The organism is Shinella sp. HZN7 (assembly GCF_001652565.1).
Classification (GTDB): Bacteria; Pseudomonadota; Alphaproteobacteria; order Rhizobiales; family Rhizobiaceae; genus Shinella; species Shinella granuli.
Map to the genome: position 1 here is coordinate 82,775 of NZ_CP015746.1, position 20,529 is coordinate 103,303.

The window sequence follows — 20,529 nt, forward strand, 5'->3', positions numbered from 1 at the left end:
GGAGACGAGATGTTCAGGCGACAATTTCTGGGATCGACCGCGGCAGCTTTCACCTTGCTGGCCGCAAACCGCGTTGTTGCGCAGACGGCCGCCACAGGCTCGGCGACGGACCTCTTGCAGCCGGGGCCGTTGCCCGAGCGGATTCTGGGGCGCGACGACGCACCGGTTACCGTTATCGAATATGCGTCGATGACATGCGGGCATTGCGCCAACTTTCACTTGAATATCTGGCCAGCCTTCAAGGCAGAGTTCATCGATACGGGTAAGGTCCGCTTCATTCTCCGCGAGTTCCCGTTTGATCCGCGCGCGACCGCCGCCTTCATGCTCGCCCGCTGCACGGGTGACGACAGATGGTATCCGACGGTCGACCTCCTCTTCCGTAACCAGCCGCGCTGGGCGCGTGCTCAGGACGGCAAGGAAGGGTTCCTCTCGGTCCTGTCGATGACCGGTCTCAAGGAGGCCGATCTTGAGGCTTGCCTTAGCGACCAGGCGCTGCTCGACAAAGTCAATGCGGTCGCGGCCAGAGGTCAGGAACTTGGCGTCGATTCGACGCCGACCTTCTTTATCAACGGCGAAAAATACACCGGCGTAATGCCGATCGAGCAATTGCGCGCCGTCATCGAACCGATTGTCGCGGGAGCAAAGAAGTGATGCTGCTGAAAATCAGGAACGTCTTTCTTTCCGCGCTCTTTCTGGTCGCTGTTCCAGCCTTCGCCGAGGAACGGGCGGATCAGGTAGCAGCTCGCGTCGGAGATTCCGAGATTCTGGAATCCGACGTATCGTTCGCAACCTCGTTCCTCGGCGATCCTAATCCCAAGGCAACACCCGAGGCACGCAAGTCCGCGGTCGTCGATGCGCTGATCGACCTCAAGGTGGTCTCTGACGCCGCGATCAAGGACGGGCTGGAGAACGACGAGACGTTCAAGCGGCAGATGGTGTTCCTGAGGCAACAGGCGCTTCGGCAGGCCTATCTCGCCAAGGCTGCCGCCGCCGCTGTAACCGAGGACGCACTGCGCAAGGTCTATAACGAACGGGTCGCCGCCATGCCGTCGGTCGAAGAGGTTCGCGTCCGGCACATCCTGCTGAAGGACAGGGCTGGCGCTGAGGCGGCGATGAGGGATATAGCCGCGGGCAAGTCCTTTGAAGAGGTGGCCGGGAGCGTTTCGCTGGATGAGACGTCGAAGAAGAGCGGCGGTGATCTTGGCTTTCTGACAATGGAACAACTCCCGCCGGAGCTGGGAGAGGCGATCGTAACGATGAAGACCGGTGAGATTGCCGCAAAGCCCGTGGAGACGCCCTTCGGCTTTCATGTCGTAAAACTTGAAGAGCGGCGCAAGCGTGAACCACCGGCATTCGAGGTTGTGTCGACGGAGTTGCGCCGTGGCATGGAAGCCCAGGCGGTGAGCAAGATCGTCGCTGACCTCAAGGCGGCCGCGCGGATAGAGAAGCTCGTGCCCGATGTTGCGATGCCTGAGGGATCGGATGACGGACACGAGCATGGTGCCGAGGGCGGGGAATAGCGCAACTCTATCGTTTCTTTCGTGCAATCCCGTTCCCTTGTTCTGATTATTCTCGTGTCCCGGCATCTCATGCGGTCGCTCCATTCTCTGCTGCCAAAATTCCTCGCCGTCTCTCTCATCGCGATCATGCTATCGGGATGCGTTGCCATGGAGCTCGCCGAACTCTCCAGCGAGCCGCCGAAGCTTTCCGCCGCCGTCGTGGCCGCGATGGCGAAGAAGGGTATGCGGCCTGAAGATCCTGTCCTTGTGCGGATATTCAAGCAGGAGAGTGAGCTGGAGGTGTGGAAGGCGGATGCATCAGGCCGTTACAAGCTCTTCAAGACCTATCCGATGTGCCGCTGGTCCGGCAAACTCGGCCCCAAGACGAAAGAAGGCGATCGCCAGGCGCCGGAAGGCTTCTATCATGTCTCGGCCGGGATGCTGAATCCGCAGTCGCAGTACTATGTCTCGTTCAATCTCGGTTATCCCAACCGTCTTGAAGCTGCGCTCGGCTACACCGGTGAGGCGCTGATGGTCCATGGCGCCTGCTCGTCGTCGGGTTGCTACGCCATGACCGATCAGGGCGTCGGTGAGATCTATGCCATCGCTCAGAAGGCGCTGCAAAGCGGTCAGGACAGCTTTCAGGTCCAAGCCTATCCGTTTCGCATGACCGCGGAGAACCTCGCCAAGCATCGAGGGGATTCGAACATGCCGTTCTGGCTCACCCTCAAGGAGGGCTACGACCAATTCGCTTTTTCGAAGCGCCAGCCGAAGGTCGCGGCCTGCGAACGGCGCTATGTGTTCAACAGGGAGTTCGAGGGGGGCGATCCGCGCAATCCGCTCGCCGCCTGTCCGGTATCGTCCAGCGGGGCTTCGGCCGACCTCCTGTCAATGGTGGCGACGGAGCGTGGCAAGGTGGACGCGGCGCTTGCCGCCGAAAAGTCGGCCGCGGCGCTCGCTTATGTGGACGGCGGAATGCATCCAAGCTTCCGGGCTCTTTTGAAGAAACAGGGGGCCTCGAAGCTGGCGGAGGATATCTCGATCATAAAATATCCGGTCAGTCGGCCGGAGGCTGCGCTTGCCGATCCCTATTCGGGCACGTCTGCTGTCAGCGGGGCGTCGGATGACTGATCCAAGTGACGTTCGACAGCGTGCGCGCATGATCCGGCGGAAGAACCGCGTCATGCTTTTTGTTCTGCTGGGCTTCGTAGTCTCTGTCATTGCCTACAGCGCTTTTCACATTCGCAGCGAAATGAAGACGTCGACACCGTCGGCAGCTGCTGCTGAAACCGGTAAATAGTCGGCGTCGAGAAAAGGGACCAACATGCTTGAAGACACCAACACCGTCGCGCGCCGCGGATTTCTTCTCGGGACGCTTTCCATGGCGCTGGCGGCCTGTTCCACGACATCCCCCTCCGCCGTGCCCAGCGTAGCACGACGTCCGATGGGCGTGCCGAGCGAGGAGGAACTGGCCGCTCGCTATGCCGCGATGGAGGATGGCGGTCATCAGCTGCCGGCCGTTCCCTTCCGGCAAATTGATCCAAAATTCTACCGCCAGCGTGTTTTCAATACGACGGGCGAGCCAGCCGGCACTGTGGTGGTCGATACCGGTTCGAAGTTTCTCTATGTCGCGGAGCCCGGCGGCACCGCGATGCGCTACGGGGTTGGGCTTGGCCGCGCGGGATTTGCCTGGGAAGGCGAGGGGGTTATCCAGTGGCGCCAGAAGTGGCCGCGCTGGAAGCCGCCGGCGGAAATGATCGCGCGCCAACCCGAGCTTGCGAAATTCTCTGTCGAGAACGGTGGACAGGAGCCAGGGCCGGACAATGCGCTCGGCGCCCGCGCGCTCTACATCTTCCAGAATGGCGAGGACACGCTTTACCGTCTGCACGGAACACGTGAGTGGAACTCTATCGGAAAATCCGTGTCCTCCGGCTGCGTGCGGTTGGTCAATCAGGATGTCATCGACCTCTACACCCGCGTGCCTTCCAAGGCACGCATTGTCGTACGCACGTAGATCATGCGGTTGGTAGTTGAAAGAAAAGGCGAGCTCGCCGCCTTGTTTGCGTTCGGCGCCGCAATCTTCCTCGTGGACATCGCTCTCAAGCACTTCATGGTCACGGCGGTGATGAACCCGCCGCGGATCATTCCCGTCACACCGTTCTTCAATCTCGTGCTCGTCTACAATCCCGGCGTCAGCTTCGGAATGTTCGCCGAATGGATATCGGCGGCGCCACAGCTTTTTGCCGTTCTGAAAGCATGCATCGTTGCCGGGCTCCTGTCGTGGGCCGCTCTTTCGCGCCGGATGGTTGAGCGGCTGGCACTGTGCATGGTCGCGGGAGGAGCGATGGGCAATCTCGTCGACCGGTATGCCGACGGCCAGGTCACCGACTATCTGGATTTCTATGCGGGACAGTGGCATTGGCCATCGTTCAACCTTGCCGATGTGGCCATCGTGGCTGGTGCGGGCCTCATGATCGTTGTTGCTTCTTTCCACAGAGACACTGCAACGAGCCAATCATCATGAAAGCGAGGCGGCCGGAGCCACCGGTTCGACAGCTTACGGCCTTGAGGGCCACTCGGGATGCAGCCGATCAATGACAACGGCATGGGCATGGCTATGCCCGCCGCGCCGCACTCCTTCGGCGAGGTGCGGGTGATCGACAGGCAGGTCGTCGTGGTCGTGCTCGATCTCCACGTTGTCGTTCGCTGGCCACAGCGCCATCGCGACGGCGAAGCCGGACGTCGCGAGGAGCGCGAGGCAAAGGGCGGCTGCGGACAGGCCGATCGTTGCGCCGAGCCAACCGGCGAGCGGATAGGTGACGAGCCAGGCGGCGTGGGAGAGCGCGAAATGCGCCGCAAACAGGGCCGGTCGGTCTTCCGCATGCGCGGATCGCCGCAACAGCCGGCCGGAGGGCGTCTGGGCGATCGAATAGCCGATGCCGAGGAGACACCAGAGCGGCAAGAGCGTGCGGATGCCGTCGACGGCCGAGGCTGCCAGAAGCCCGGCAATCAGGACCGCCGCTCCAGCCAGCATGACCGGGCGGTCGGGAATAGTGTCGAGGAGTTTTGGAAGGAAGAGCGCCGCCAGCATCGAGCCGCCGCCGAACGCGGCGAGCGCAAGGGCCGTGCTTTCCTGGGTCAGGCCGAAGGTGGACTGCACGATCACGACCGTGTTGACGATCACCATCGAGCCGGCGGCCGAGACCGAAAGGCAAATCGCGAGAAGGCCGCGCAGCCGCGGCGTTGCCAGATAGAGACGAAGGCCCCGCGTGGTCCGTTCGTAGACACTGCGACGCTCGGTCTTCGAAGGCGCGGGAAGCACGACGGAGACGACGAGCGCCGAGGATACGAGAAAGCCGATGACCGTGCCGCCGAACAGCGAATGGAAAGAGATGATCGTCAGGAGCGCTGCAGCCAAGGCGGGGCTGATGAGGCTTTCGAGGTCATAGGCGAGCCGGGAGAGCGATAGCGCTCGCGTATAGTCCTTTTCGTCCGGCAGCACCTCGGGGATCGTCGCCTGGAAGGCCGGGGTGAAGGCGGCCGAGGCCGATTGCAGGACGAAGATCAGGACGTAGACCTGCCAGACCTCGGTGACGAAGGGCAGGCAGAGGGCGACGGCGGCGCGTACGAGGTCGAGTGCGACCAGCAGCGGCCGCCGTGGAAGCACTTCCGCGAAGGCGCCCGCGATCGGTGCGATGCCGACATAGGCGATCATCTTGATGGCGAGTGCCGTACCCAGCACCGCGCCGGCGTCAGGTCCGGCGATCTCGTAGGCGAGCAGGCCGAGGGCGACCGTCGCCAGACCTGTCCCGACCAGCGCGACGACCTGCGCCAGAAAGAGGTGGCGATAGGTTCGGTTCTGGAGGACGCCGAGCATGCTGTTTCCGATCGGTCAGAGATATTTGGTGATCGCCTTGAACTCGGCCATGGCGCTTCGCTGGTCGGCGGGCAGGGGGCCGACCACATCCTCGAGGCAATGGTCGAGATGGTCCTGGATCAGCGCGCGCTTGGCATTGGTGACCGCCTTTTCGACGGCATGAAGCTGTTGTGCGAGATCGAGGCAGGGGCGCCCGTCCTCGATCATCGCGATGATGCTCTTCAGATGTCCCTCGGCCCGCTTCAGCCGCTTGACGATCTCGGGATGGGTCTTGTGCCTGTGCTCGCTCATATGCATAACCTATCCCCCTGGATAGGATATTGCAATTGTGGGCACGGCGTCACATTCGTGATTGCGCCGCGCCTACAGCCAGCGTTGCACCGGGCGTTTATCGGCCAGATAGTGTTGCCGAGAAAGCGCGCCGGGACCTGTTCCTCACTGCGAGCGCATAGACCAATCAGATCTTCACCAGCATCGCGGTCACGTACATGAGTGCGATGCCGAGGGCGAAGCCGCCCAGGACCTCCTTCGAGAACAGGATGTCCGTACGGTCCTCGTCGTTGCGGAGCATGAACAGCGTCACCTCGATGATGACCTGGAGAATGGCGCCGGCACCGATCGCGAGCGCAAGTGCCGACCAATGGGGGGCGTAGGCGAGGCTGCCGATCCACATGCCGAGCACGGCCGGGCCGCCGGCGATCAGCGTCAACAGTACGAACTGGCGGAAGGTGGGTCTGATCTTGAGGAGCGGTGCGGCGATGCCTATGCCTTCGGTGATGTTGTGCAGCGTGAAGCCCATGACGAGGAAGGTGCCGAGGCCTGCGGAGCCGGCCGCGAAGGCGCCTCCGATGGCAAGGCCCTCGCCCATGTTGTGCAGGCCTATGCCGATTGCGATGTAGGTGGCGAGCGCCACGCCGCTCGGCCGTCCGCCCCGCCGCGAGACGGCCATTAGTAACAGGAAGGACGCGGCGGCGGCAAAGACCACCATTGCGCCACCCTGGAAGACGGGTGCGGATGCGCCGGCAAGCTCGAAGGCCTCCGCTACGGCGTCCACTAAGAGGAACGCGAGGAGGCCGACTGTCACCGCGAGCAGGAACCGCATGGCGCTCAGTCCCGCGCCGCGTAGCGCCGGATAGAACATCAGGCCGATGGCGACGGGCAGAATGCCGACGAAGGCGCCGAGGATGGCTTGCGACCGGAGACCGTTCGAGGTCACCTCCGGCGTGGGAACCGCGACCGGGATCTCGTGCTCGAACGTTGCGCCGGTGCTGGTGACGACGGTGACACGGTGCGCCTCGCCGAGAACCCAGGGGAAGGGAATGGAAATCCAGGCCGACTGCCCGCGGGGAAGCGGGCCGGGCGGGTCGAGCGTGAATTGCCAATAGGCGGCATCGACCTGGACCTGTGCGATCTTCAGCGGCTCCGAGCCGCCGGCGCGTACAAGAAGCCGTACCCCGCCGCCGTCGAGCGTTGTGCGCTCATAGGTGAGGTTCTCGACGGGCGGCGCGCCGTTTTCGAAGCTTCGGAGCGGATTGGTACCGAAGAGCCAGGCAATGGCCGCCGCCAAAACCAGGAAAGGGATGACGGTCCAGAGGAGAGCGGCGCGCCGGCTAGGTGATGCGGCCTGGCTCGAAGCGGTTTCGTCGGTCATGCCACTTCCTCCACGACTTCGAACATTCCCATCCAGCCGAGCTCCGTGAACTCCGACTGGTGCGCGTGGAACATGTAGAGGCCCGGTTCATGGTCCGCATGTTCGCCGAAGGTGAACTCCAGAATGCCGCGCTGCGCCTGGCACTGCATGATGAGGTCGACGGTCTTCAGAGTCGGCGTCAGGGTGGTCCCTTGGTCGAAATAGTCGAAGAAGTTGCCGTGGATGTGGAAGGAGTTGATTGGATCGAACTCGGTGAGGTTCGCGAGGTAGATGCGCACCGGACGGCTCTTCTCGATGCGGATCGGTTTCTTGGCGTAGCAGTGAGCGATGGTGTTGCAGGCATAGAACTCGTTCTCGCCGTCGAAATTGGTGTCGAAGGCATTCATCACCATGGCGAGTTCCTGCCATCTCGCATTCTCGGGCGAGCCGTGCAGCCGGCTGAGCGCCACCTCGCGGAATTCTGGTCGAAGTTCCGGATCGGGATCGATGACGAAGAGACCGTACATGCCCTTGTGGATATGCCGCGCGAGCGGCAGGGCATGGCAGTGGTAGAGGTGACAGCCGAAGGGGCGGGCGTCGAACTCGTAGACGAACTCCTCGCCTGGGTTGATGACGCCCGCGCCAGGAATCCCGTCCATGCGCGCGGCATGAATGCCGTGAAAATGCATGGAGTGCGGATGAGAACCGTAATTGCGCAGAATGATGCGCAGCCGCTCCCCTTCCATCGCGCGGAGCGACGGCCCGGGCACGCGACCGTTGAAGGTCCAGGCGGGGAACATGACGCCGGGCGCGATCTCGATCTCCTTGTCCTCGACCTCGACTTCGAACGTACGCAGCCGACGGCCGTCGGGGAGGGTGGAGACGCTCCCGAGATCCCAGTCGGTCAGCATCGACGTCGGATCGAAGCCGTTGCGCTCGTTATCGACGTCGCCGACGGTGATCATCGCTCCATGTGCCTGCATATGCGGCGGCGCGGCATCCCTTGTGCCGGCTTTGCCGTCAGACGCCGCGGAGATCTGGTGGCCCTGATGCTGGGCGGCGGCATCCTGGCTCAGCGCTGAACGGGCGGCGAGGGCTGCGCCGCCGGCCGCCGCCAGGCCCGCACCGAGCAGCTTTCGGCGTCCGAGGTCGAATGGCAGCCAGTTTCGCATTGTCCCGTCCTTTTGATAATGGTTCTTAATAGCAATAACAGCACATGCTCTTAGTTATAGCAATAGCTATGTTCGGAACTGCTGATGCTTCGGTCGCCTCCGGAAAAGATGACGATCGCGGAAAAATCATAGCGCAGGCTATGAATTCGCAATAAACTGGATAAAATCTCGGGAAAGGCATGATGACAGCAAGTCGCAGCAAATCGGCAAACAAACACTCGCTCGTTGACGCCGATACCCATGTCGAAAGCTTCCGCCAGACGCGCTCCAACCGGCGCAACGAACTCATCGAGGATTATGTCGAACTGATCGATGACCTCATCCTCCATGGCGGAGAGGCGCGGCAGGTCGATATCGTACAGAGGCTGGGCGTTGCGCAGCCGACCGTCGCAAAGATGCTCAAGCGTCTCGCCAGCGACGGCTTCATTCAGCAGAAGCGCTATCGCGGCATCTTCCTGACCGAAGCCGGCAAGGCACTGGCGGCCAGGAGCCGAGAGCGACATCGGATCGTCGAAGGGTTCCTGCGCGCCGTCGGGGTCGGAGAAGAGGCCGCGCGCATCGACGCCGAAGGCATCGAGCACCATGTCAGCGACGAGACGCTTGCCGTCTTCAAGGCTTTCCTCGACAAGGCGGGGCCGCCCGGCCGCGCTTGACCTATCCTGACCGTGATGTGCCTACGGCAGGGGGCGCGGCGCTTCATCCAACGATGGAGCGTTCGTGGCATTGAAGTTCGCTTTCGCAGATCCGATCCCACGACAATTTTGCCCACAGTCCCTGCTGTATGACGAGAGTGGCGCGCTCTGATCGGAGTCACGCTGCTTGACCCTCTAGCTGCTTGAGGGTCCATAATTCGGGAATCAAGGCGATATCGGACATTGCATGAGCGTTCGGGACAAGAGATCGGAAGACGATGGGTGGCTGACGCTGTTCCTCGCATGGATGGTTGCGCTTATCGCTTCGCTCGGGGCTCTCTTCATCGGCGAAGTCATGGGCCAGACGCCGTGCATCTTATGTTGGTATCAGCGCGCGTTCATGTTTCCGCTGGCGCTAGTCCTGGCGGTTTCCGCCTTTCGCATGGACCGTGGCGTATGGCGCTATGCGTTGCCGCTGAGTGGAGCAGGTCTGTTGATCGCGACATACCACGTCCTGCTATATTACGGCTTCATTCCGGAGGCAGTCGTTCCTTGTGGGAAGGGGCCTTCCTGTACTGATGCGAAGATGACCATTTTCGAGGTGATCCCGCTGCCGGTGCTGTCACTTCTGGCATTCGCCGCGATTTCATTCCTCCTCCTCATCGACCGAAGGGAGCATGCCCGATGAACCGAGCGCTCGTCATCACTCTCACCGCGCTTGCCGCGCTCGCTGTTTTTGGAGGAGGTGCCTACTACTACACTGCGCAGCAGAAAGAACATGCGGCTTCTGTCACAGCGTCGGCGGATACGCTCGTGCGCGCGCATTCGCCGATTCTGGGTAAGGAAGACGCACCCGTCACGATCGTGGAGTTCTTCGACCCCTCATGCGAGGCCTGCCGCGCCTTCTTTCCGCTTGTGAAGAATATCCTGGCGACCTATCCGGATGATGTGCGTGTGGTGATCCGCTATACCACATTCCACAAGGGCTCCGACGAAGCCGTGCGCATCCTCGAGGCGGCACGCAAACAGGACAAGTTCGAGCCGGTCCTTGCGGCGCTTGTGGACAAGCAGCCCGAGTGGGCTACTCACGGGGAGCCTGACATGAAGCGGGCCTGGAACATTGCCGGTGAGGCGGGTCTGGAACTCATGGGCGCCCGTCTCGACAGCGTGAAGCCGGAAGTTGATCAGGTGCTTCAGACCGATCTAGCGGACGTCAAGGCGAACAATGTCGAGCAGACGCCTACGTTCTTCGTCAACGGCAAGCTGCTGGTCAATTTCAGCCCGCAGGGCTTGATCGATCTGGTGAAAGGCGAAGTCGACAAGACGAGTTGACAGCGCTCTTGCAAGAAATCGCGGCTTGTCCGCCTGTAGGGCGCTTCACGGCTGGTGGTAGGTTCGATGTCCCTCACCAATGCTTGGAGGTCGATAGGGTGAGCAACTGCCTTGGCCGAGAAAGTTTGAAGGTCACGCCCCGCCCACTTCCGCTGCGGATTCCGGGAATTAACCGGACGGTGTTCCGATCAAAAACCGGACGCCATTCCGACATGAAGCCGGACGCGATTCCGATAAATAACCGGACAGTTTAGGCGGTCCACCGATGCCTTTGGGTCAGCAACCTTGGCATGTGTTTCCTCGTGACGAACGAGGAGATGCTGATGCCGGCGAAGAGAAGGCTGACCATGAGACAACTACGACAAATGCTTCGGCTTTGCTCGGACGACGTGAGCGTGCGCGATATTGCCATGATGCTGGGGCTTGCCCGCAGCACGGTGCAGGATAACCTTGAGCGTGCGAGAGCGGCCGGACTGAGCTGGCCCTTGTCCGGAGACCTGACGGACGACGTCATCGAGCGCCGGCTATTCTCCCGACAGGGCGTCAAGCAGGGCCTGCGCCGGCGGGTGGAACCCGATTGGAGCGCGCTGGCGGTCGAGCTGAAGAAGCCGGCCGTGACCCTACAGATCCTTTGGGAGGAATATCGCGCGATTCATCCTGATGGCTACGGCTACAGCCGGTTCTGCGAGCTGTTCCGCAGTTTCGAGCAGCGGCTTTCGCCCACGATGCGCCAGGAACATGTTGCCGGCGACAAGGTGTTCGTCGACTATTCCGGCAAGACGCTGCCGATCGTCGACGGCAAGACCGGCGAGATCCGCGAGGCGGAGATCTTCCTCGGCGTGCTGGGTGCGTCGAGCTACACCTTCGCGGAGGTAACCTGGAGCCAGGCCCTGCCGGACTGGATCGGCTCGCATGTGCGCATGTTCCGCTTCTTCGGCGGCGTCCCGCGGCTCCTCGTTCCCGACAATCTGAAGTCCGGCGTGAACAAGGCCAGCTTCTACGATCCCGAGATCAACCGCACCTACGGCATGATGGCGGCGCATTATGGCGTCGGCGTTCTGCCTGCCCGCCCGAAGCGCCCCAAAGACAAGGCAAAGGTCGAAAGTGGCGTGCGTTTCGCCCAAACCTGCATTCTCGGCCGCTTGCGCAACCAGACCTTCTTCTCGCTGGCCGAGGCCAATGCCGCCATCGTCGGAGCCGTCGAGCGGATCAACACCCATGTCATGCGCCGGCTCGGCCAAAGCCGCCGGGACATGTTCGAGGCGATGGAGCGCACCGCGCTGGCAGCACTTCCGGCGCAGGATTACGAGTTCGCCGAATGGCGTCTGGCGCGGGTCTCGACGGACTACCATGTCGAGTTCGAGCGTTACTTCTATTCCGTGCCCCACCATCTTATCCGCCAGCAGGTGGATGTCAGGGCCACGAGCCGCACCATCGAGATATTCCTCAAAGGCCAGCGGATTGCGGCTCATCAGCGCCGATACGGCGGTTCACGCTTCGGGACCGATCCGGATCACATGCCCAGTTCGCATCGCCGATATGCCGAATGGTCGCCGGAACGCTTCCGACGCTGGGCCGCATCGATCGGCCCGCACACCGAGGGCCTGATCGTCGCGATCCTTGCCAGCCGGCCGCATCCAGAACAGGGGTTCCGAACCTGCCTCGGGGTTCTCGGGCTCTACCGCGCCATCAGCGCCGCCCAGGCCGAGGCCGTCTCGGCCCGCGCCGTCGAGATCGGCGGGCTGACCTGCAAAAGCATCGGCGCGCTCATCAAAAGCTACAAAACACCCCGCCATTCCGCTGAACCGGCCGCCGTCGGCGAACACGCCAATCTTCGCGGCCCCGGCTACTTTCACTAAGGAGACAATCGACCATGCTGACCAATCCCACCCTCGACACCCTGCGCGCCCTCGGCCTTTCCGGTATGGCGTCCGCTTTCCAGGAACTCGATCAGCAGCCGGAGGCCCAAAGCCTCCAGCATGGAGAGTGGCTCACCCTTCTGCTCGAGCGGGAGATGACGACGCGCCGCCAGAAGCGCTTCGAGGCCAGGGCGCGCGCCGCAAAATTGCGCCATGACGCCCAGGTCGAGAACATCGACTTCCGCGCTGCCCGCGGCCTCGACCGCAATCTCTTCCTCAAGCTGTCCGGTTGCGACTGGATCAGGCAGCACCATAGCCTGCTCCTCATCGGGCCGGCCGGCGTCGGGAAGAGTTGGCTGGCCTGTGCTCTCGGGCATAAGGCCTGCCGCGAGGATCTTTCCGTCGCCTACCACCGCGTTCCCCGGCTCTTCGCCGCCCTCGCGCTGGCCCGCGGGGACGGACGATACACCAGACTGATCAAGTCGCTGGCCAGAACCGATCTGCTCATCCTCGATGACTGGGGGCCGGAGAAGCTCAACGACGAACAGCGCCGTGATCTTCTGGAGATCGTCGAGGATCGATACGAGCGGCGCTCAACCATCATCACCAGCCAGATTCCCGTCGACCACTGGTATGACATGATCGGCAACGCCACCATCGCCGACGCCATTCTCGACCGCCTCGTGCACAATGCCTATCGCATCGAATTATCTGGGGAGAGCCTGCGCAAACAGCGCGCCGTGTCCATATCCGACACAACCGTCGCTTGACCCACCACTGCCTCAACGGCAATCATCAATCAGACCCAAAGGCAACTTGCCGCGTCCGGCTTCAGATCGGAACAGTGTCCGGCATCAAATTGGAATGCCTGTCCGGCTTCGCGTCGGAATAACCGTCCGGCATCATCGGAATACGCACTTCCGCGAGATTGCGCAGTTTCTTCAGACGGGTTTCTCGCGGCTCGTGCATGTCCAGCATACCTTGGAACCGACCATCCGCATCCATGAGAAAGATGCCCGCTGTGTGGTCCATTGTATAGCTGCCGCCCTCGGTATCGACCCTTTTGGCTGTTGCCCGGAACGCTGACAGCGCCTGATCCGTTTGCTTCCGCGTGCCGCGCACCGCGATGATCCTCGGATCGAATGCTTCCATGTACAGCGAAAGCAGGTTCTGCGTGTCACGTTCCGGATCGACGGATATGAGAAGCGCGTTGAACGCATCGGCCTGCGGACCGAGTTCCTTCATGAGATCCGTCAGTTCGAACAGCGTGGTCGGGCAGATGTCCGGGCAGTGCGTAAAGCCGAAGAATGCGAGGTAGGGCCTGCCGCGTAGGCTTCTATCCGACACGGCCTCGCCGCGATGGGACGTCAGTTCAAACGGGCCGCCGATCCCGCCGGTGGGCTCGGTTTCGGCCATATTCGCAAGAACCAGAGCTCCGGAGACGAGGCCGCCAACCAACAGGGCGGCGATTGCGGATCCGAAGAGCGCACGTCGGCTGTAAATCGACGTCATGGGGTTGCGCCATGGCCCTGATGGTCTTCGTTTTCAGCCGGCTGTTTCGCGCCCATGCCCTGAACCGCGAATTCAACCTTGATCTCGCCGGCCTTTTCGAAACGGAGTGTCGCCTCGACCTTTTCGCCTTCCTTGAAAACCTTCGTGGGCTTGATGAACATGAGGTGGGTAGCGCCTGGCGCAAGCTCGACCGTTTCACCCGGTTTGATCGTCACCCCTGCGGTCAGTAGTCGCATGCGGGCGACGCCATCTTGAAGAGTCGACTCGTGCACTTCAACCGCCGTTGCGATCGGAGAGCTGCCGCCAAGGAATGTGTCAGATTCGGCGCCGGTATTCGTGATCTTCAGATAGCCGCCGGCAACGGGAGCGACCATCGGCGTTGCACGCGACCAGGGATGATCGATCTGCAGATCACCAGCGCTATAATCATGCGCAAATGCGGCGGGCCCTGCTGCGAGGGAAAGCGTGAACATAAGAACAGGGGTGAAAAGACGTTTCATGTCAGCCTCTGAGTAAGGAGCGCGATCCGGACCTTGGCCCGCGACCCCGCTCTACACCCTCTAGCAGCTTTAGGGTCAATCGACCCCGGACGCCTGCGGCTTTCTGTCGTCTGCTGGTCTGCCCCTGATGACGCGGATCAATCGTGATCCGAGCAGCATAGGTCGTGTGAAGCGAGCGCCCGGATCACATAACAATCCCGCACATGATTGTTGTGCTGGTGAGAGGTTATGCGCTCTAGTTCGATTTCAAGCTTCCGGAGCTTGGCGATCTTGTCGCGAACGGAGGCAAGTTGCTCAAGGGCAATTCGGTCGGCATCCGCGCAGGGTTTGTCAGGGTGATGGCTGAGTTCGATAAGGGATCGTATGGCATCTATCGAAAGGCCCAGATCACGGGAGTGCTTTATGAAGGTCAGGCGATCCATCTCCTCCTTGGTATAGCGGCGCTGATTGCCTTCGGAGCGCTCCGCGTGGGGAAGAAGACCCATTTGCTCATAGTAGCGGATTGTCGGGATTTTCACGCCGGAGGTCTTCGAAAGATCACCAATCGTCAACATGTCGTTTTTCCAAAGTCTGTTATAAGAGTTCAATCGCCATGGAGTATTCGGAACCAGAAGAAGCCTTCGGCTCCGATGAGAGGACCGATGACGAGAGGCGCAACAACGCCGAACAGGCCTTCGAGAGTCGTGTGAGCAGTCGCCCAGCAAACGAAGAGCATTGCCAGCTTGACACCCAGAATGCCGAGCAGTGCAAGACCAAGAAAGAGAGCGGACGACCTGATCGCCTTGGCCATGTTTCACCTCCATCCAAGCCTAGCCCGGGCGAGGATGATCGCAAACTCAACTCTTGTTGTTCGAAATGATGGCGACGGCGTCACCGCGCTTCCGCTTTGAAAGCGTCATGTCATGTTCTCGTGGGATGGGGACAATGATTCGATGATGCGGCAGTCGCCCACCGTGCCGCTCGAGCATTGAGACAGCATCCGATCGAGCTCGCTCCGCAATGCGTTCAGATCGGCGATCTTCCGCTCGACCTCCAGCAGATGTTCCTTGGCGATCGCATCGACCGCTCCGCACGGCCGGCTCTTGTCGTCTGAAAGATCGAGCAGTGTTCGAATCTGATCGAGCGAGAAGCCGAGATCGCGTGCACGCCGGACGAAGCTTAGGCGATTGAGGTGCGAGCGCTCGTAGGACCGGTAATTGCCGCCCGTACGCGCTGGTGCGGGTAGAAGGCCGCTTTTCTCGTAGAACCGTATAGTTTCGACCTTCGTGCCGGTCATTTGCGCCAGCGCCCCGATGGTCAGCGGGCGGTTTGCCATAGCTTCATCCCTGTACTGACTACAGTCTTTAGATAGGGGCAATCGTCCCGGCGCGCCAGTCAATTTCACTTTACCGCCCAACGATCGAAAGCTGAAAGACGGCTCTTGACCCTGTAGCGACTACAGAGCGCACATTCCATCGGTGCACTTCGAGCGTATTTTCCAAAGGAGCAGAATATGACCTCTTCCCTCACCACCATCGATCTCAAGATCGAAGGCATGGATTGCGGCCATTGCATCAGTACAGTCGAGAAGGCGGTTCATGCCCTGCCGGGCATCGAGGAGGTCAAGGTCTCCCTTTCCGATAACAACGCGATAATCAGCTTTGATGCTGCCCTTACGTCGCAGGATGCGATCGTCGAAGCTGTCGAGGACGCAGGGTATGACGTTCCGCGATGATCACGCTTGAGCTTCCCATTGGCGGCATGGATTGCGCCGCCTGTGCCAAGAAAGTCCAGCGGGCCCTGAAGAAGCTCCCCGGCGTCGTAAATGTCGAGGTGCTCCTGAGTGCTGAAAAGGCCGTCATCGACCATGACCCGAAACTCGTGACGCGCGAGGCATTACAGGCGACGGTGGAAAAGGTCGGCTTCACCGTCCCGGCGCCTCAGGCGGCCGATACAGCCTATATGATTCAAGGCAATCTGCTGCAACGGCAGCTCTTTACGCTGCTTGGCGTGCTGTTCGGCGTCATCCTGTTTCTCGTCGTTATTGGGGAAGGCCTTGGTCTGTTCGACGTGGTTACGGATCGCGTCCCTCTCTGGCTTGGGACGGCGGTGGTCCTCGCGTTTGGTGCGCCGATCTTCCTCGATGTTGGTCGCTCGGCCCTTCGCCTGGAGGTGACGAGCCACACGCTTATGTCCGTAGGTGCCGTCGCGGCCCTGGTCACCGGCCAATGGGCGACGGCGGCGATCGTCGTCTTCTTCATGCGCATTGGTGTGTTCGCCGAGCGCTTCACCAGCGAAAAGGCACGGCAGCTTCTGAAGGGGTTGACCGCGCTCGCGCCGCAAAAGGCGCGCGTGCTGCGTGGTGGAGAGGAGATCGAGGTGACGATCGAAGCGGTTGCGGTCGGCGACACGGTTATCGTGCGCCCGGGCGAGCGCGTTCCTGTCGACGGTATCGTGATCGAAGGGCAGGCGACCCTCGATCAGGCGGCCATCACGGGCGAGAGCATGCCCGTAGAAGCGGAAGCCGGAGACAAGGTTTTTGCGGCCACGCTCGCCAAACTGGGACATCTCAAGCTCGAGGCCGAACGGATCGGTCGTGACACGACCTTCGGTCGCACGATCAAGCTCGTCGAGGAGGCGGAAGCCAACCGCGGCGAGGTGCAGCGGGTCGCCGACAAGTTCAGTGGATACTATCTGCCGGTCGTCGCGACGATCGCGATTCTTACCTACCTGCTGAGTGGGAACGTCCTCTCGGTTGTTGCCGTCCTGGTCGTCGCGTGCTCCTGCTCGTTTGCACTCGCCACACCTATCGCGATGATGGCCTCGATCGGCGCAGCAGCGAAGCGTGGCCTGCTCATCAAGGGCGGCAAGTATGTCGAAGCCATCAAGGTCGCGGATGTCGTCCTTATGGACAAGACGGGCACTTTGACGACGGGAAAGCCACGTGTGACGGATGTCGTGTCGCTGGATGGCACGCCGGAGCAAGCACTTCTGCAGCTTGCGGCCATCGCCGAGCGCCATTCCGAACATCCCTGGCCGAGGCCGTTCGCAATCACGCTAAGGATCGAGGCGTCAAGGGTGGTGAGCCAGAGCGTTTCGAGGCAATTCCGGGCAAGGGTATTCGCGCCACCGTCGATGGGCAGGTTGTTGAGATTGGGAACCGGCGGCTGGTGGATGTGGACGAGCGCTTTGATGATGTCGCTCGCTTGGAAGATGAGGGGAAGACACTTCTGATCATGGCTGTCGATGGCCGCCCGGCCGGAATCTTTGCGGCGATGGATACGGTGCGACCGGAAGTCTCCGATGCGATCACGGAAATCCGCAAGCTTGGTATTGCGCGGATCGAGCTTCTGACAGGGGACAACGAGCGCACGGCCGCTGCCATCGCGAGCCCGCTCGGGATCGGTTTCCAGGCGAACCTGCTCCCCGAGGACAAAATCCGCGTCGTGAAGGAGCTGCAGGAGAAGGGCCATCGGGTCGTAATGGTTGGGGATGGCGTCAACGACGCGCCGGCGCTCGCGCAGGCCGATGTGGGCATCGCCATGGGCGGTGGAACGGATGTCGCGATGGAGGCGGCCCATATCGTGCTCATGCGGGAGAACTGGACGCTCGTCGCCGACTCCTTCCGCATCGCGCGACGCACGATGGGGGTGGTCAGGATGAACATCGCCTTTACCGCGCTTTACAATCTTGTCGGTCTTTCGCTTGCAGCGTTCGGGGTCATTCCGCCGATCTTCGCCGCCGCGATGCAGTCGATACCGGACATCGGGATTCTTGCGAATTCTTCACGCTTGATCCGGCAGAAGTAGTGCCGAAGACCACACAGGACCGCCGCTAACTTGCGGCGGTCAATCTCCTCTCATAGCGCTTTACCAGACCTATCCTTCGCGCCGGTCGGAGAAATCAAGTGGGCGGCAAGAAGAAGATCTATAGGCAGGATCCGCATTTCCGAAGCGTGGTGCGGACCAATCGAAAGAGGCACGCGTCGCCTCATCTGATCAAACGCGTCCGCATCGCTCTCTGCGCGACAGGCCTCATGATAGCGGCACTTTTCGTGGTGTTTATCAATCTTATCTGACTCGGTAGGCAAGTCGCTATGCGGCTACCAGAACGCTCATGACCGCGAAATGCAGCACTCTTCTTTGGCGCAGGCCGGGATATCGAAAAAGGCAGTCTTTTACGAGGTGACATCCTTTAGGAGCCTCATCCGCTCTTCACGAGGTTCCTCCATCCGCAACAACCTGACGAAGCGGCCATCCGCGTCAATTACGTAGACGCCAGCCGTGTGCTCCATCGTGTACTGGCCGCCGTCCAGGGGAACTTTCTTTGCGAAGGCGGCAAAGGATTTGACGACGTCGTCGGTCTGCTGGCGCGTGCCGCGCAAGGCGACAAAGCGCGGATCGAATGCCGTCATGTATTGAGAGAGCAGTTCCTGACTGTCGCGCTTCGGATCGACGGAAATCAGCAGCACCTTGAGGTTGTCTGCCGCGGGCCCGAGTTCCTTCATCATGTCGGTCAGTTCGAAAAGGGTCGTAGGGCAAATATCGGGGCAGTGCGTAAAGCCGAAGAACGCGAGGTATGCCGTTCCGGCCAACGACGTCGAATTGAACGTTTCCCCCGTATGGGTTTCCATCGAGAATGGACCGTTCAGGGGGAAGGATTGCTGCGAGAGGCGGTCCTTGTCGGATTGCAGCGTCCAGGTCAGCACGGCGAGCACAACAGCAAGGATCGTGATCGTCGCCCATGTGACCCTTCTCACGATCCTCAAAGTCTTCGATGCCATGCAAAACGCTCCACTTTCTTGCGATCTGGCTGGTCTTCTAAAGGCTGAAGCGGCTTCAGGGTCAACGGGCACAGAATGATTCGTCTTGACCCTCTAGTTGGTAGAGGGCGTACGGCGTGATGTGACCGCTTGGCGAGAGATGTCGGAATAGTGAAATACACGATGAAAATTGGGGGCGTGGCAGTCGCCCTCCTAGCTGGTACCGTTATCGGGGGGATGTGGGCTCTTGGCAGCGGCATGGTCGACCACGGGGTCGCAGAGCCTGTCTCGCTGACATTCACCGATCAAGCCGGCCGCGAGAGGGGCTTTGGCGATTTCGGGGGCAAGCCCATCCTCCTTAACGTCTGGGCGACGTGGTGCACGCCGTGTCGCAAAGAGATGCCCTCGCTCGATCGGTTACAGGCATCAGCCAGCACGAATGGATTTGAAGTGGTGGCGTTGTCGATCGACCTTGGTGGAGTGCAACGCGTAAGACCGTTCTACGAGGAGATCGGCATACGAAATCTCGGAATCTACGTCGATCCCGACAGCGCCGGGATGCGAGGTTTGATGGTGACAGGCCTGCCAACGACGATCCTCATCGGTGCGGACGGCGTTGAGCTCAAGCGCTGGATCGGTCCCAAGGAGTGGGATGATGCGGGAACGATTGCAGAGTTGAAGGCGCTTGCCGCCCGCGATTCCAACGCTGGAACACGATGAACAATCAAAGACTACGCCCAGACAAGCGAAACCGCGTTTGATGTCATTGGCAAGAGCTACGCGCTGCCATTGTGTCGAAGCGATCGATTTGGCGCACAGGGCAATTGACAAGCAAGGTGCTGAATTCGTGATGGAGCGAATGGCGGTTAAATATCAGATTGATTCCGACAGAGCACGCCCGTCTATCAGATTAGTTTTCGTGCCGATGGTGGGTAAATGAAGATTTCGGTCTGCGAGGCAATCTGCCTTCGATGGGCAGCTGAAGGAAAAGGCTCCCGAGACATAGCGGTGCTCGAAGCCGTGCCCGTCGAGATGGTCGCCTCTCTTTTTTCAAGCGCTTTGACAAAATTAGGCGCATCGACACTTGTGGAAGCGATCGAGAACGCCAAGATGCGTGAGGTGATCTAACTCATCCACCAAGACCCACCGTGGACTAGCAGAACTCCGCTCGACTCAAGATGGTCTTGCAGCCGCAGCCGACGTTTCCTCGATCCAGGTTTGCGGTGTTATGATGGTCGTAAACAGCATGGCCTCCAGCGTTGCCACTCGGTGAACCAATCCCGCTCTATTGGGATGACGTTCTAGCCAAGCTCGGGTCTCAGGCGATCAACCCGAACCCGCTTCGTGGTCAGCTGGCAAGCTTGGGTCCCTTCGATCGGGGCCTTCACGGTGATCGCGACCCGTCCCGATCCGTCAAGGCGCCATCGAGCGGGAATTGGCCCGCTCTCTGATCGAGCCAAAACGATGTTACACGACCTTTCACTCGCATAATACCACGCATTCCAGCGCTCTCGCGACCTTTTGGACCCGGTCACGGTCTTACAGATCGGCGGAGAATACGGCGTCGTCCCCTCCGGCGAAATCGACGCTGATGACAATCTTGACGTCATCCATGAATTCTTCCTCTGGCCGGCTCATTGAGCCGGCCTTGCCGTCTCGGTTGCCGCGAGCGAGCTGCCCCCCGCAAGGGAGGCTCCGCCGCGGCCGGCTGGCTTGACTGCAAGTTTCGGCAGTAGCCAGCCGCGCCCTTGCAGGGGTCTTCTCTTCGCGGCCTT

Annotated in this window: 25 protein-coding genes and 1 pseudogene; 16 read left to right on the forward strand and 10 right to left on the reverse strand. The window is 60.9% G+C overall.

Annotated elements, in window-relative coordinates; translation table 11 throughout:
- The first annotated feature begins 9 nt into the window (after nt 1-9).
- From shn_RS33880 to lspA, 5 genes are all read left to right on the forward strand, one after another.
- Nucleotides 10-651, forward strand: a complete 642-nt coding sequence (locus tag shn_RS33880; RefSeq protein ID WP_064334809.1) for a DsbA family protein — start codon at nt 10-12, stop codon at nt 649-651.
- A complete protein-coding gene (locus shn_RS33885; RefSeq protein ID WP_064334810.1) occupies nt 651-1,520 on the forward strand; it encodes a peptidylprolyl isomerase in 870 nt (289 codons plus the stop codon). Before shn_RS33880 ends, shn_RS33885 begins: the two co-directional genes overlap by 1 nt.
- A 69-nt stretch (nt 1,521-1,589) precedes the next feature.
- The gene (locus tag shn_RS33890; protein ID WP_064334811.1) at nt 1,590-2,630 is read left to right on the forward strand and encodes a murein L,D-transpeptidase family protein; all 1,041 of its coding nucleotides are present in this window, start codon (nt 1,590-1,592) and stop codon (nt 2,628-2,630) included.
- A gap of 193 nt (nt 2,631-2,823) precedes the next feature.
- Nucleotides 2,824-3,513 (forward strand): L,D-transpeptidase, encoded by a 690-nt coding sequence (locus shn_RS33895; RefSeq protein WP_064334812.1) that lies wholly within the window; start codon nt 2,824-2,826, stop codon nt 3,511-3,513.
- 3 nt (nt 3,514-3,516) lie between these two features.
- Nucleotides 3,517-4,023, forward strand: coding sequence for a signal peptidase II (gene lspA, locus shn_RS33900; RefSeq protein ID WP_064334813.1), 507 nt, complete (start codon nt 3,517-3,519; stop codon nt 4,021-4,023).
- Between the two features lie 33 nt (nt 4,024-4,056).
- Here the strand turns inward: lspA and shn_RS33905 are convergent, their stop codons facing one another.
- The 4 genes from shn_RS33905 to shn_RS33920 all read right to left on the reverse strand — a co-directional run bounded on the left by shn_RS33905 (nt 4,057) and on the right by shn_RS33920 (nt 8,178).
- Nucleotides 4,057-5,376: an MFS transporter gene (locus shn_RS33905; RefSeq protein WP_064334814.1), complete on the reverse strand. Its 1,320-nt coding sequence runs from the start codon at nt 5,374-5,376 to the stop codon at nt 4,057-4,059.
- A gap of 15 nt (nt 5,377-5,391) precedes the next feature.
- The gene (locus shn_RS33910) at nt 5,392-5,667 is read right to left on the reverse strand and encodes a metal-sensing transcriptional repressor (protein ID WP_145926154.1); all 276 of its coding nucleotides are present in this window, start codon (nt 5,665-5,667) and stop codon (nt 5,392-5,394) included.
- 166 nt (nt 5,668-5,833) lie between these two features.
- On the reverse strand, nt 5,834-7,027 hold the full coding sequence (locus tag shn_RS33915; protein WP_064334816.1) for a ZIP family metal transporter: 1,194 nt from the start codon (nt 7,025-7,027) through the stop codon (nt 5,834-5,836).
- Nucleotides 7,024-8,178, reverse strand: a complete 1,155-nt coding sequence (locus tag shn_RS33920; protein ID WP_064334817.1) for a multicopper oxidase domain-containing protein — start codon at nt 8,176-8,178, stop codon at nt 7,024-7,026. Before shn_RS33920 ends, shn_RS33915 begins: the two co-directional genes overlap by 4 nt.
- Before the next feature lie 182 nt (nt 8,179-8,360).
- On the opposite strand from shn_RS33920, the gene mntR reads away from it, so the two are divergent.
- The 5 genes from mntR to istB all read left to right on the forward strand — a co-directional run bounded on the left by mntR (nt 8,361) and on the right by istB (nt 12,771).
- Nucleotides 8,361-8,831 carry a manganese-binding transcriptional regulator MntR gene (gene mntR, locus shn_RS33925; protein ID WP_145926160.1) on the forward strand — a complete coding sequence of 157 codons (471 nt, stop codon included), beginning with the start codon at nt 8,361-8,363 and terminating at the stop codon, nt 8,829-8,831.
- A 226-nt stretch (nt 8,832-9,057) separates the two neighbouring features.
- On the forward strand, nt 9,058-9,498 hold the full coding sequence (locus shn_RS33930) for a disulfide bond formation protein B (RefSeq protein WP_064334819.1): 441 nt from the start codon (nt 9,058-9,060) through the stop codon (nt 9,496-9,498).
- A complete protein-coding gene (locus tag shn_RS33935) occupies nt 9,495-10,142 on the forward strand; it encodes a thioredoxin domain-containing protein (protein WP_064334820.1) in 648 nt (215 codons plus the stop codon). Before shn_RS33930 ends, shn_RS33935 begins: the two co-directional genes overlap by 4 nt.
- Before the next feature lie 347 nt (nt 10,143-10,489).
- A complete protein-coding gene (istA, locus tag shn_RS33940; protein WP_371328596.1) occupies nt 10,490-12,001 on the forward strand; it encodes an IS21 family transposase in 1,512 nt (503 codons plus the stop codon).
- Nucleotides 12,002-12,015: 14 nt separating this feature from the next.
- Nucleotides 12,016-12,771 carry an IS21-like element helper ATPase IstB gene (gene istB, locus shn_RS33945; RefSeq protein ID WP_035089229.1) on the forward strand — a complete coding sequence of 252 codons (756 nt, stop codon included), beginning with the start codon at nt 12,016-12,018 and terminating at the stop codon, nt 12,769-12,771.
- A gap of 61 nt (nt 12,772-12,832) precedes the next feature.
- Here istB and shn_RS33950 read toward each other — a convergent pair whose 3' ends face one another.
- From shn_RS33950 to shn_RS33970, 5 genes are all read right to left on the reverse strand, one after another.
- Nucleotides 12,833-13,513 (reverse strand): SCO family protein, encoded by a 681-nt coding sequence (locus shn_RS33950; protein WP_064334821.1) that lies wholly within the window; start codon nt 13,511-13,513, stop codon nt 12,833-12,835.
- Nucleotides 13,510-14,013, reverse strand: a complete 504-nt coding sequence (locus shn_RS33955; protein WP_064334822.1) for a copper chaperone PCu(A)C — start codon at nt 14,011-14,013, stop codon at nt 13,510-13,512. The genes shn_RS33950 and shn_RS33955 overlap by 4 nt, the downstream gene beginning before the upstream one ends.
- Before the next feature lie 137 nt (nt 14,014-14,150).
- The gene (locus tag shn_RS33960) at nt 14,151-14,567 is read right to left on the reverse strand and encodes a helix-turn-helix domain-containing protein (RefSeq protein WP_023517226.1); all 417 of its coding nucleotides are present in this window, start codon (nt 14,565-14,567) and stop codon (nt 14,151-14,153) included.
- A 29-nt stretch (nt 14,568-14,596) separates the two neighbouring features.
- Nucleotides 14,597-14,803 carry a hypothetical protein gene (locus tag shn_RS33965; protein WP_023517225.1) on the reverse strand — a complete coding sequence of 69 codons (207 nt, stop codon included), beginning with the start codon at nt 14,801-14,803 and terminating at the stop codon, nt 14,597-14,599.
- Between the two features lie 105 nt (nt 14,804-14,908).
- Nucleotides 14,909-15,328 (reverse strand): helix-turn-helix domain-containing protein, encoded by a 420-nt coding sequence (locus shn_RS33970; RefSeq protein ID WP_023517224.1) that lies wholly within the window; start codon nt 15,326-15,328, stop codon nt 14,909-14,911.
- Between the two features lie 177 nt (nt 15,329-15,505).
- Between shn_RS33970 and shn_RS33975 the strand changes: the two genes are divergently transcribed.
- From shn_RS33975 to shn_RS37730, 3 genes and pseudogenes are all read left to right on the forward strand, one after another.
- Complete coding sequence (locus tag shn_RS33975; protein WP_064334823.1) at nt 15,506-15,727, forward strand: heavy-metal-associated domain-containing protein; 222 nt, start codon at nt 15,506-15,508, stop codon at nt 15,725-15,727.
- Between the two features lie 26 nt (nt 15,728-15,753).
- Nucleotides 15,754-16,902: pseudogene (locus shn_RS37725) on the forward strand (heavy metal translocating P-type ATPase); the annotation flags it as partial.
- Between the two features lie 122 nt (nt 16,903-17,024).
- Entirely contained in the window at nt 17,025-17,801 is a 777-nt protein-coding gene (locus tag shn_RS37730; protein WP_327510613.1) for an HAD-IC family P-type ATPase, read from the forward strand.
- A gap of 368 nt (nt 17,802-18,169) precedes the next feature.
- Here the strand turns inward: shn_RS37730 and shn_RS33985 are convergent, their stop codons facing one another.
- The gene (locus shn_RS33985) at nt 18,170-18,775 is read right to left on the reverse strand and encodes an SCO family protein (RefSeq protein WP_064334824.1); all 606 of its coding nucleotides are present in this window, start codon (nt 18,773-18,775) and stop codon (nt 18,170-18,172) included.
- 129 nt (nt 18,776-18,904) lie between these two features.
- Between shn_RS33985 and shn_RS33990 the strand changes: the two genes are divergently transcribed.
- The 3 genes from shn_RS33990 to shn_RS36215 are packed head-to-tail and all read left to right on the forward strand — an operon-like array spanning nt 18,905 to nt 19,882.
- Nucleotides 18,905-19,474 carry a TlpA disulfide reductase family protein gene (locus shn_RS33990; RefSeq protein ID WP_145926155.1) on the forward strand — a complete coding sequence of 190 codons (570 nt, stop codon included), beginning with the start codon at nt 18,905-18,907 and terminating at the stop codon, nt 19,472-19,474.
- Between the two features lie 40 nt (nt 19,475-19,514).
- Nucleotides 19,515-19,694, forward strand: coding sequence for a UPF0262 family protein (locus shn_RS37735; protein ID WP_145926156.1), 180 nt, complete (start codon nt 19,515-19,517; stop codon nt 19,692-19,694).
- Nucleotides 19,691-19,882, forward strand: coding sequence for a hypothetical protein (locus shn_RS36215; protein WP_145926157.1), 192 nt, complete (start codon nt 19,691-19,693; stop codon nt 19,880-19,882). The genes shn_RS37735 and shn_RS36215 overlap by 4 nt, the downstream gene beginning before the upstream one ends.
- Nucleotides 19,883-20,529: the final 647 nt, after the last annotated feature.

Coding starts and splice junctions, on each gene's coding strand:
- shn_RS33920 (WP_064334817.1), bottom strand. CDS start 8,178: ATGCGAAACTGGCTGCCATTCGACCTCGGACGCCGAAAGCTGCTCGGT.
- shn_RS33955 (WP_064334822.1), bottom strand. CDS start 14,013: ATGAAACGTCTTTTCACCCCTGTTCTTATGTTCACGCTTTCCCTCGCA.
- shn_RS33905 (WP_064334814.1), bottom strand. CDS start 5,376: ATGCTCGGCGTCCTCCAGAACCGAACCTATCGCCACCTCTTTCTGGCG.
- shn_RS33935 (WP_064334820.1), top strand. CDS start 9,495: ATGAACCGAGCGCTCGTCATCACTCTCACCGCGCTTGCCGCGCTCGCT.
- shn_RS33975 (WP_064334823.1), top strand. CDS start 15,506: ATGACCTCTTCCCTCACCACCATCGATCTCAAGATCGAAGGCATGGAT.
- istA (WP_371328596.1), top strand. CDS start 10,490: ATGAGACAACTACGACAAATGCTTCGGCTTTGCTCGGACGACGTGAGC.
- lspA (WP_064334813.1), top strand. CDS start 3,517: ATGCGGTTGGTAGTTGAAAGAAAAGGCGAGCTCGCCGCCTTGTTTGCG.
- mntR (WP_145926160.1), top strand. CDS start 8,361: ATGACAGCAAGTCGCAGCAAATCGGCAAACAAACACTCGCTCGTTGAC.
- shn_RS33895 (WP_064334812.1), top strand. CDS start 2,824: ATGCTTGAAGACACCAACACCGTCGCGCGCCGCGGATTTCTTCTCGGG.
- shn_RS36215 (WP_145926157.1), top strand. CDS start 19,691: ATGAAGATTTCGGTCTGCGAGGCAATCTGCCTTCGATGGGCAGCTGAA.
- shn_RS33915 (WP_064334816.1), bottom strand. CDS start 7,027: ATGACCGACGAAACCGCTTCGAGCCAGGCCGCATCACCTAGCCGGCGC.
- shn_RS33880 (WP_064334809.1), top strand. CDS start 10: ATGTTCAGGCGACAATTTCTGGGATCGACCGCGGCAGCTTTCACCTTG.
- shn_RS33960 (WP_023517226.1), bottom strand. CDS start 14,567: ATGTTGACGATTGGTGATCTTTCGAAGACCTCCGGCGTGAAAATCCCG.
- shn_RS33965 (WP_023517225.1), bottom strand. CDS start 14,803: ATGGCCAAGGCGATCAGGTCGTCCGCTCTCTTTCTTGGTCTTGCACTG.
- shn_RS33985 (WP_064334824.1), bottom strand. CDS start 18,775: ATGGCATCGAAGACTTTGAGGATCGTGAGAAGGGTCACATGGGCGACG.
- shn_RS33950 (WP_064334821.1), bottom strand. CDS start 13,513: ATGACGTCGATTTACAGCCGACGTGCGCTCTTCGGATCCGCAATCGCC.
- shn_RS37735 (WP_145926156.1), top strand. CDS start 19,515: ATGTCATTGGCAAGAGCTACGCGCTGCCATTGTGTCGAAGCGATCGAT.
- shn_RS33970 (WP_023517224.1), bottom strand. CDS start 15,328: ATGGCAAACCGCCCGCTGACCATCGGGGCGCTGGCGCAAATGACCGGC.
- shn_RS33910 (WP_145926154.1), bottom strand. CDS start 5,667: ATGAGCGAGCACAGGCACAAGACCCATCCCGAGATCGTCAAGCGGCTG.
- istB (WP_035089229.1), top strand. CDS start 12,016: ATGCTGACCAATCCCACCCTCGACACCCTGCGCGCCCTCGGCCTTTCC.
- shn_RS33890 (WP_064334811.1), top strand. CDS start 1,590: ATGCGGTCGCTCCATTCTCTGCTGCCAAAATTCCTCGCCGTCTCTCTC.
- shn_RS33930 (WP_064334819.1), top strand. CDS start 9,058: ATGAGCGTTCGGGACAAGAGATCGGAAGACGATGGGTGGCTGACGCTG.
- shn_RS33885 (WP_064334810.1), top strand. CDS start 651: ATGCTGCTGAAAATCAGGAACGTCTTTCTTTCCGCGCTCTTTCTGGTC.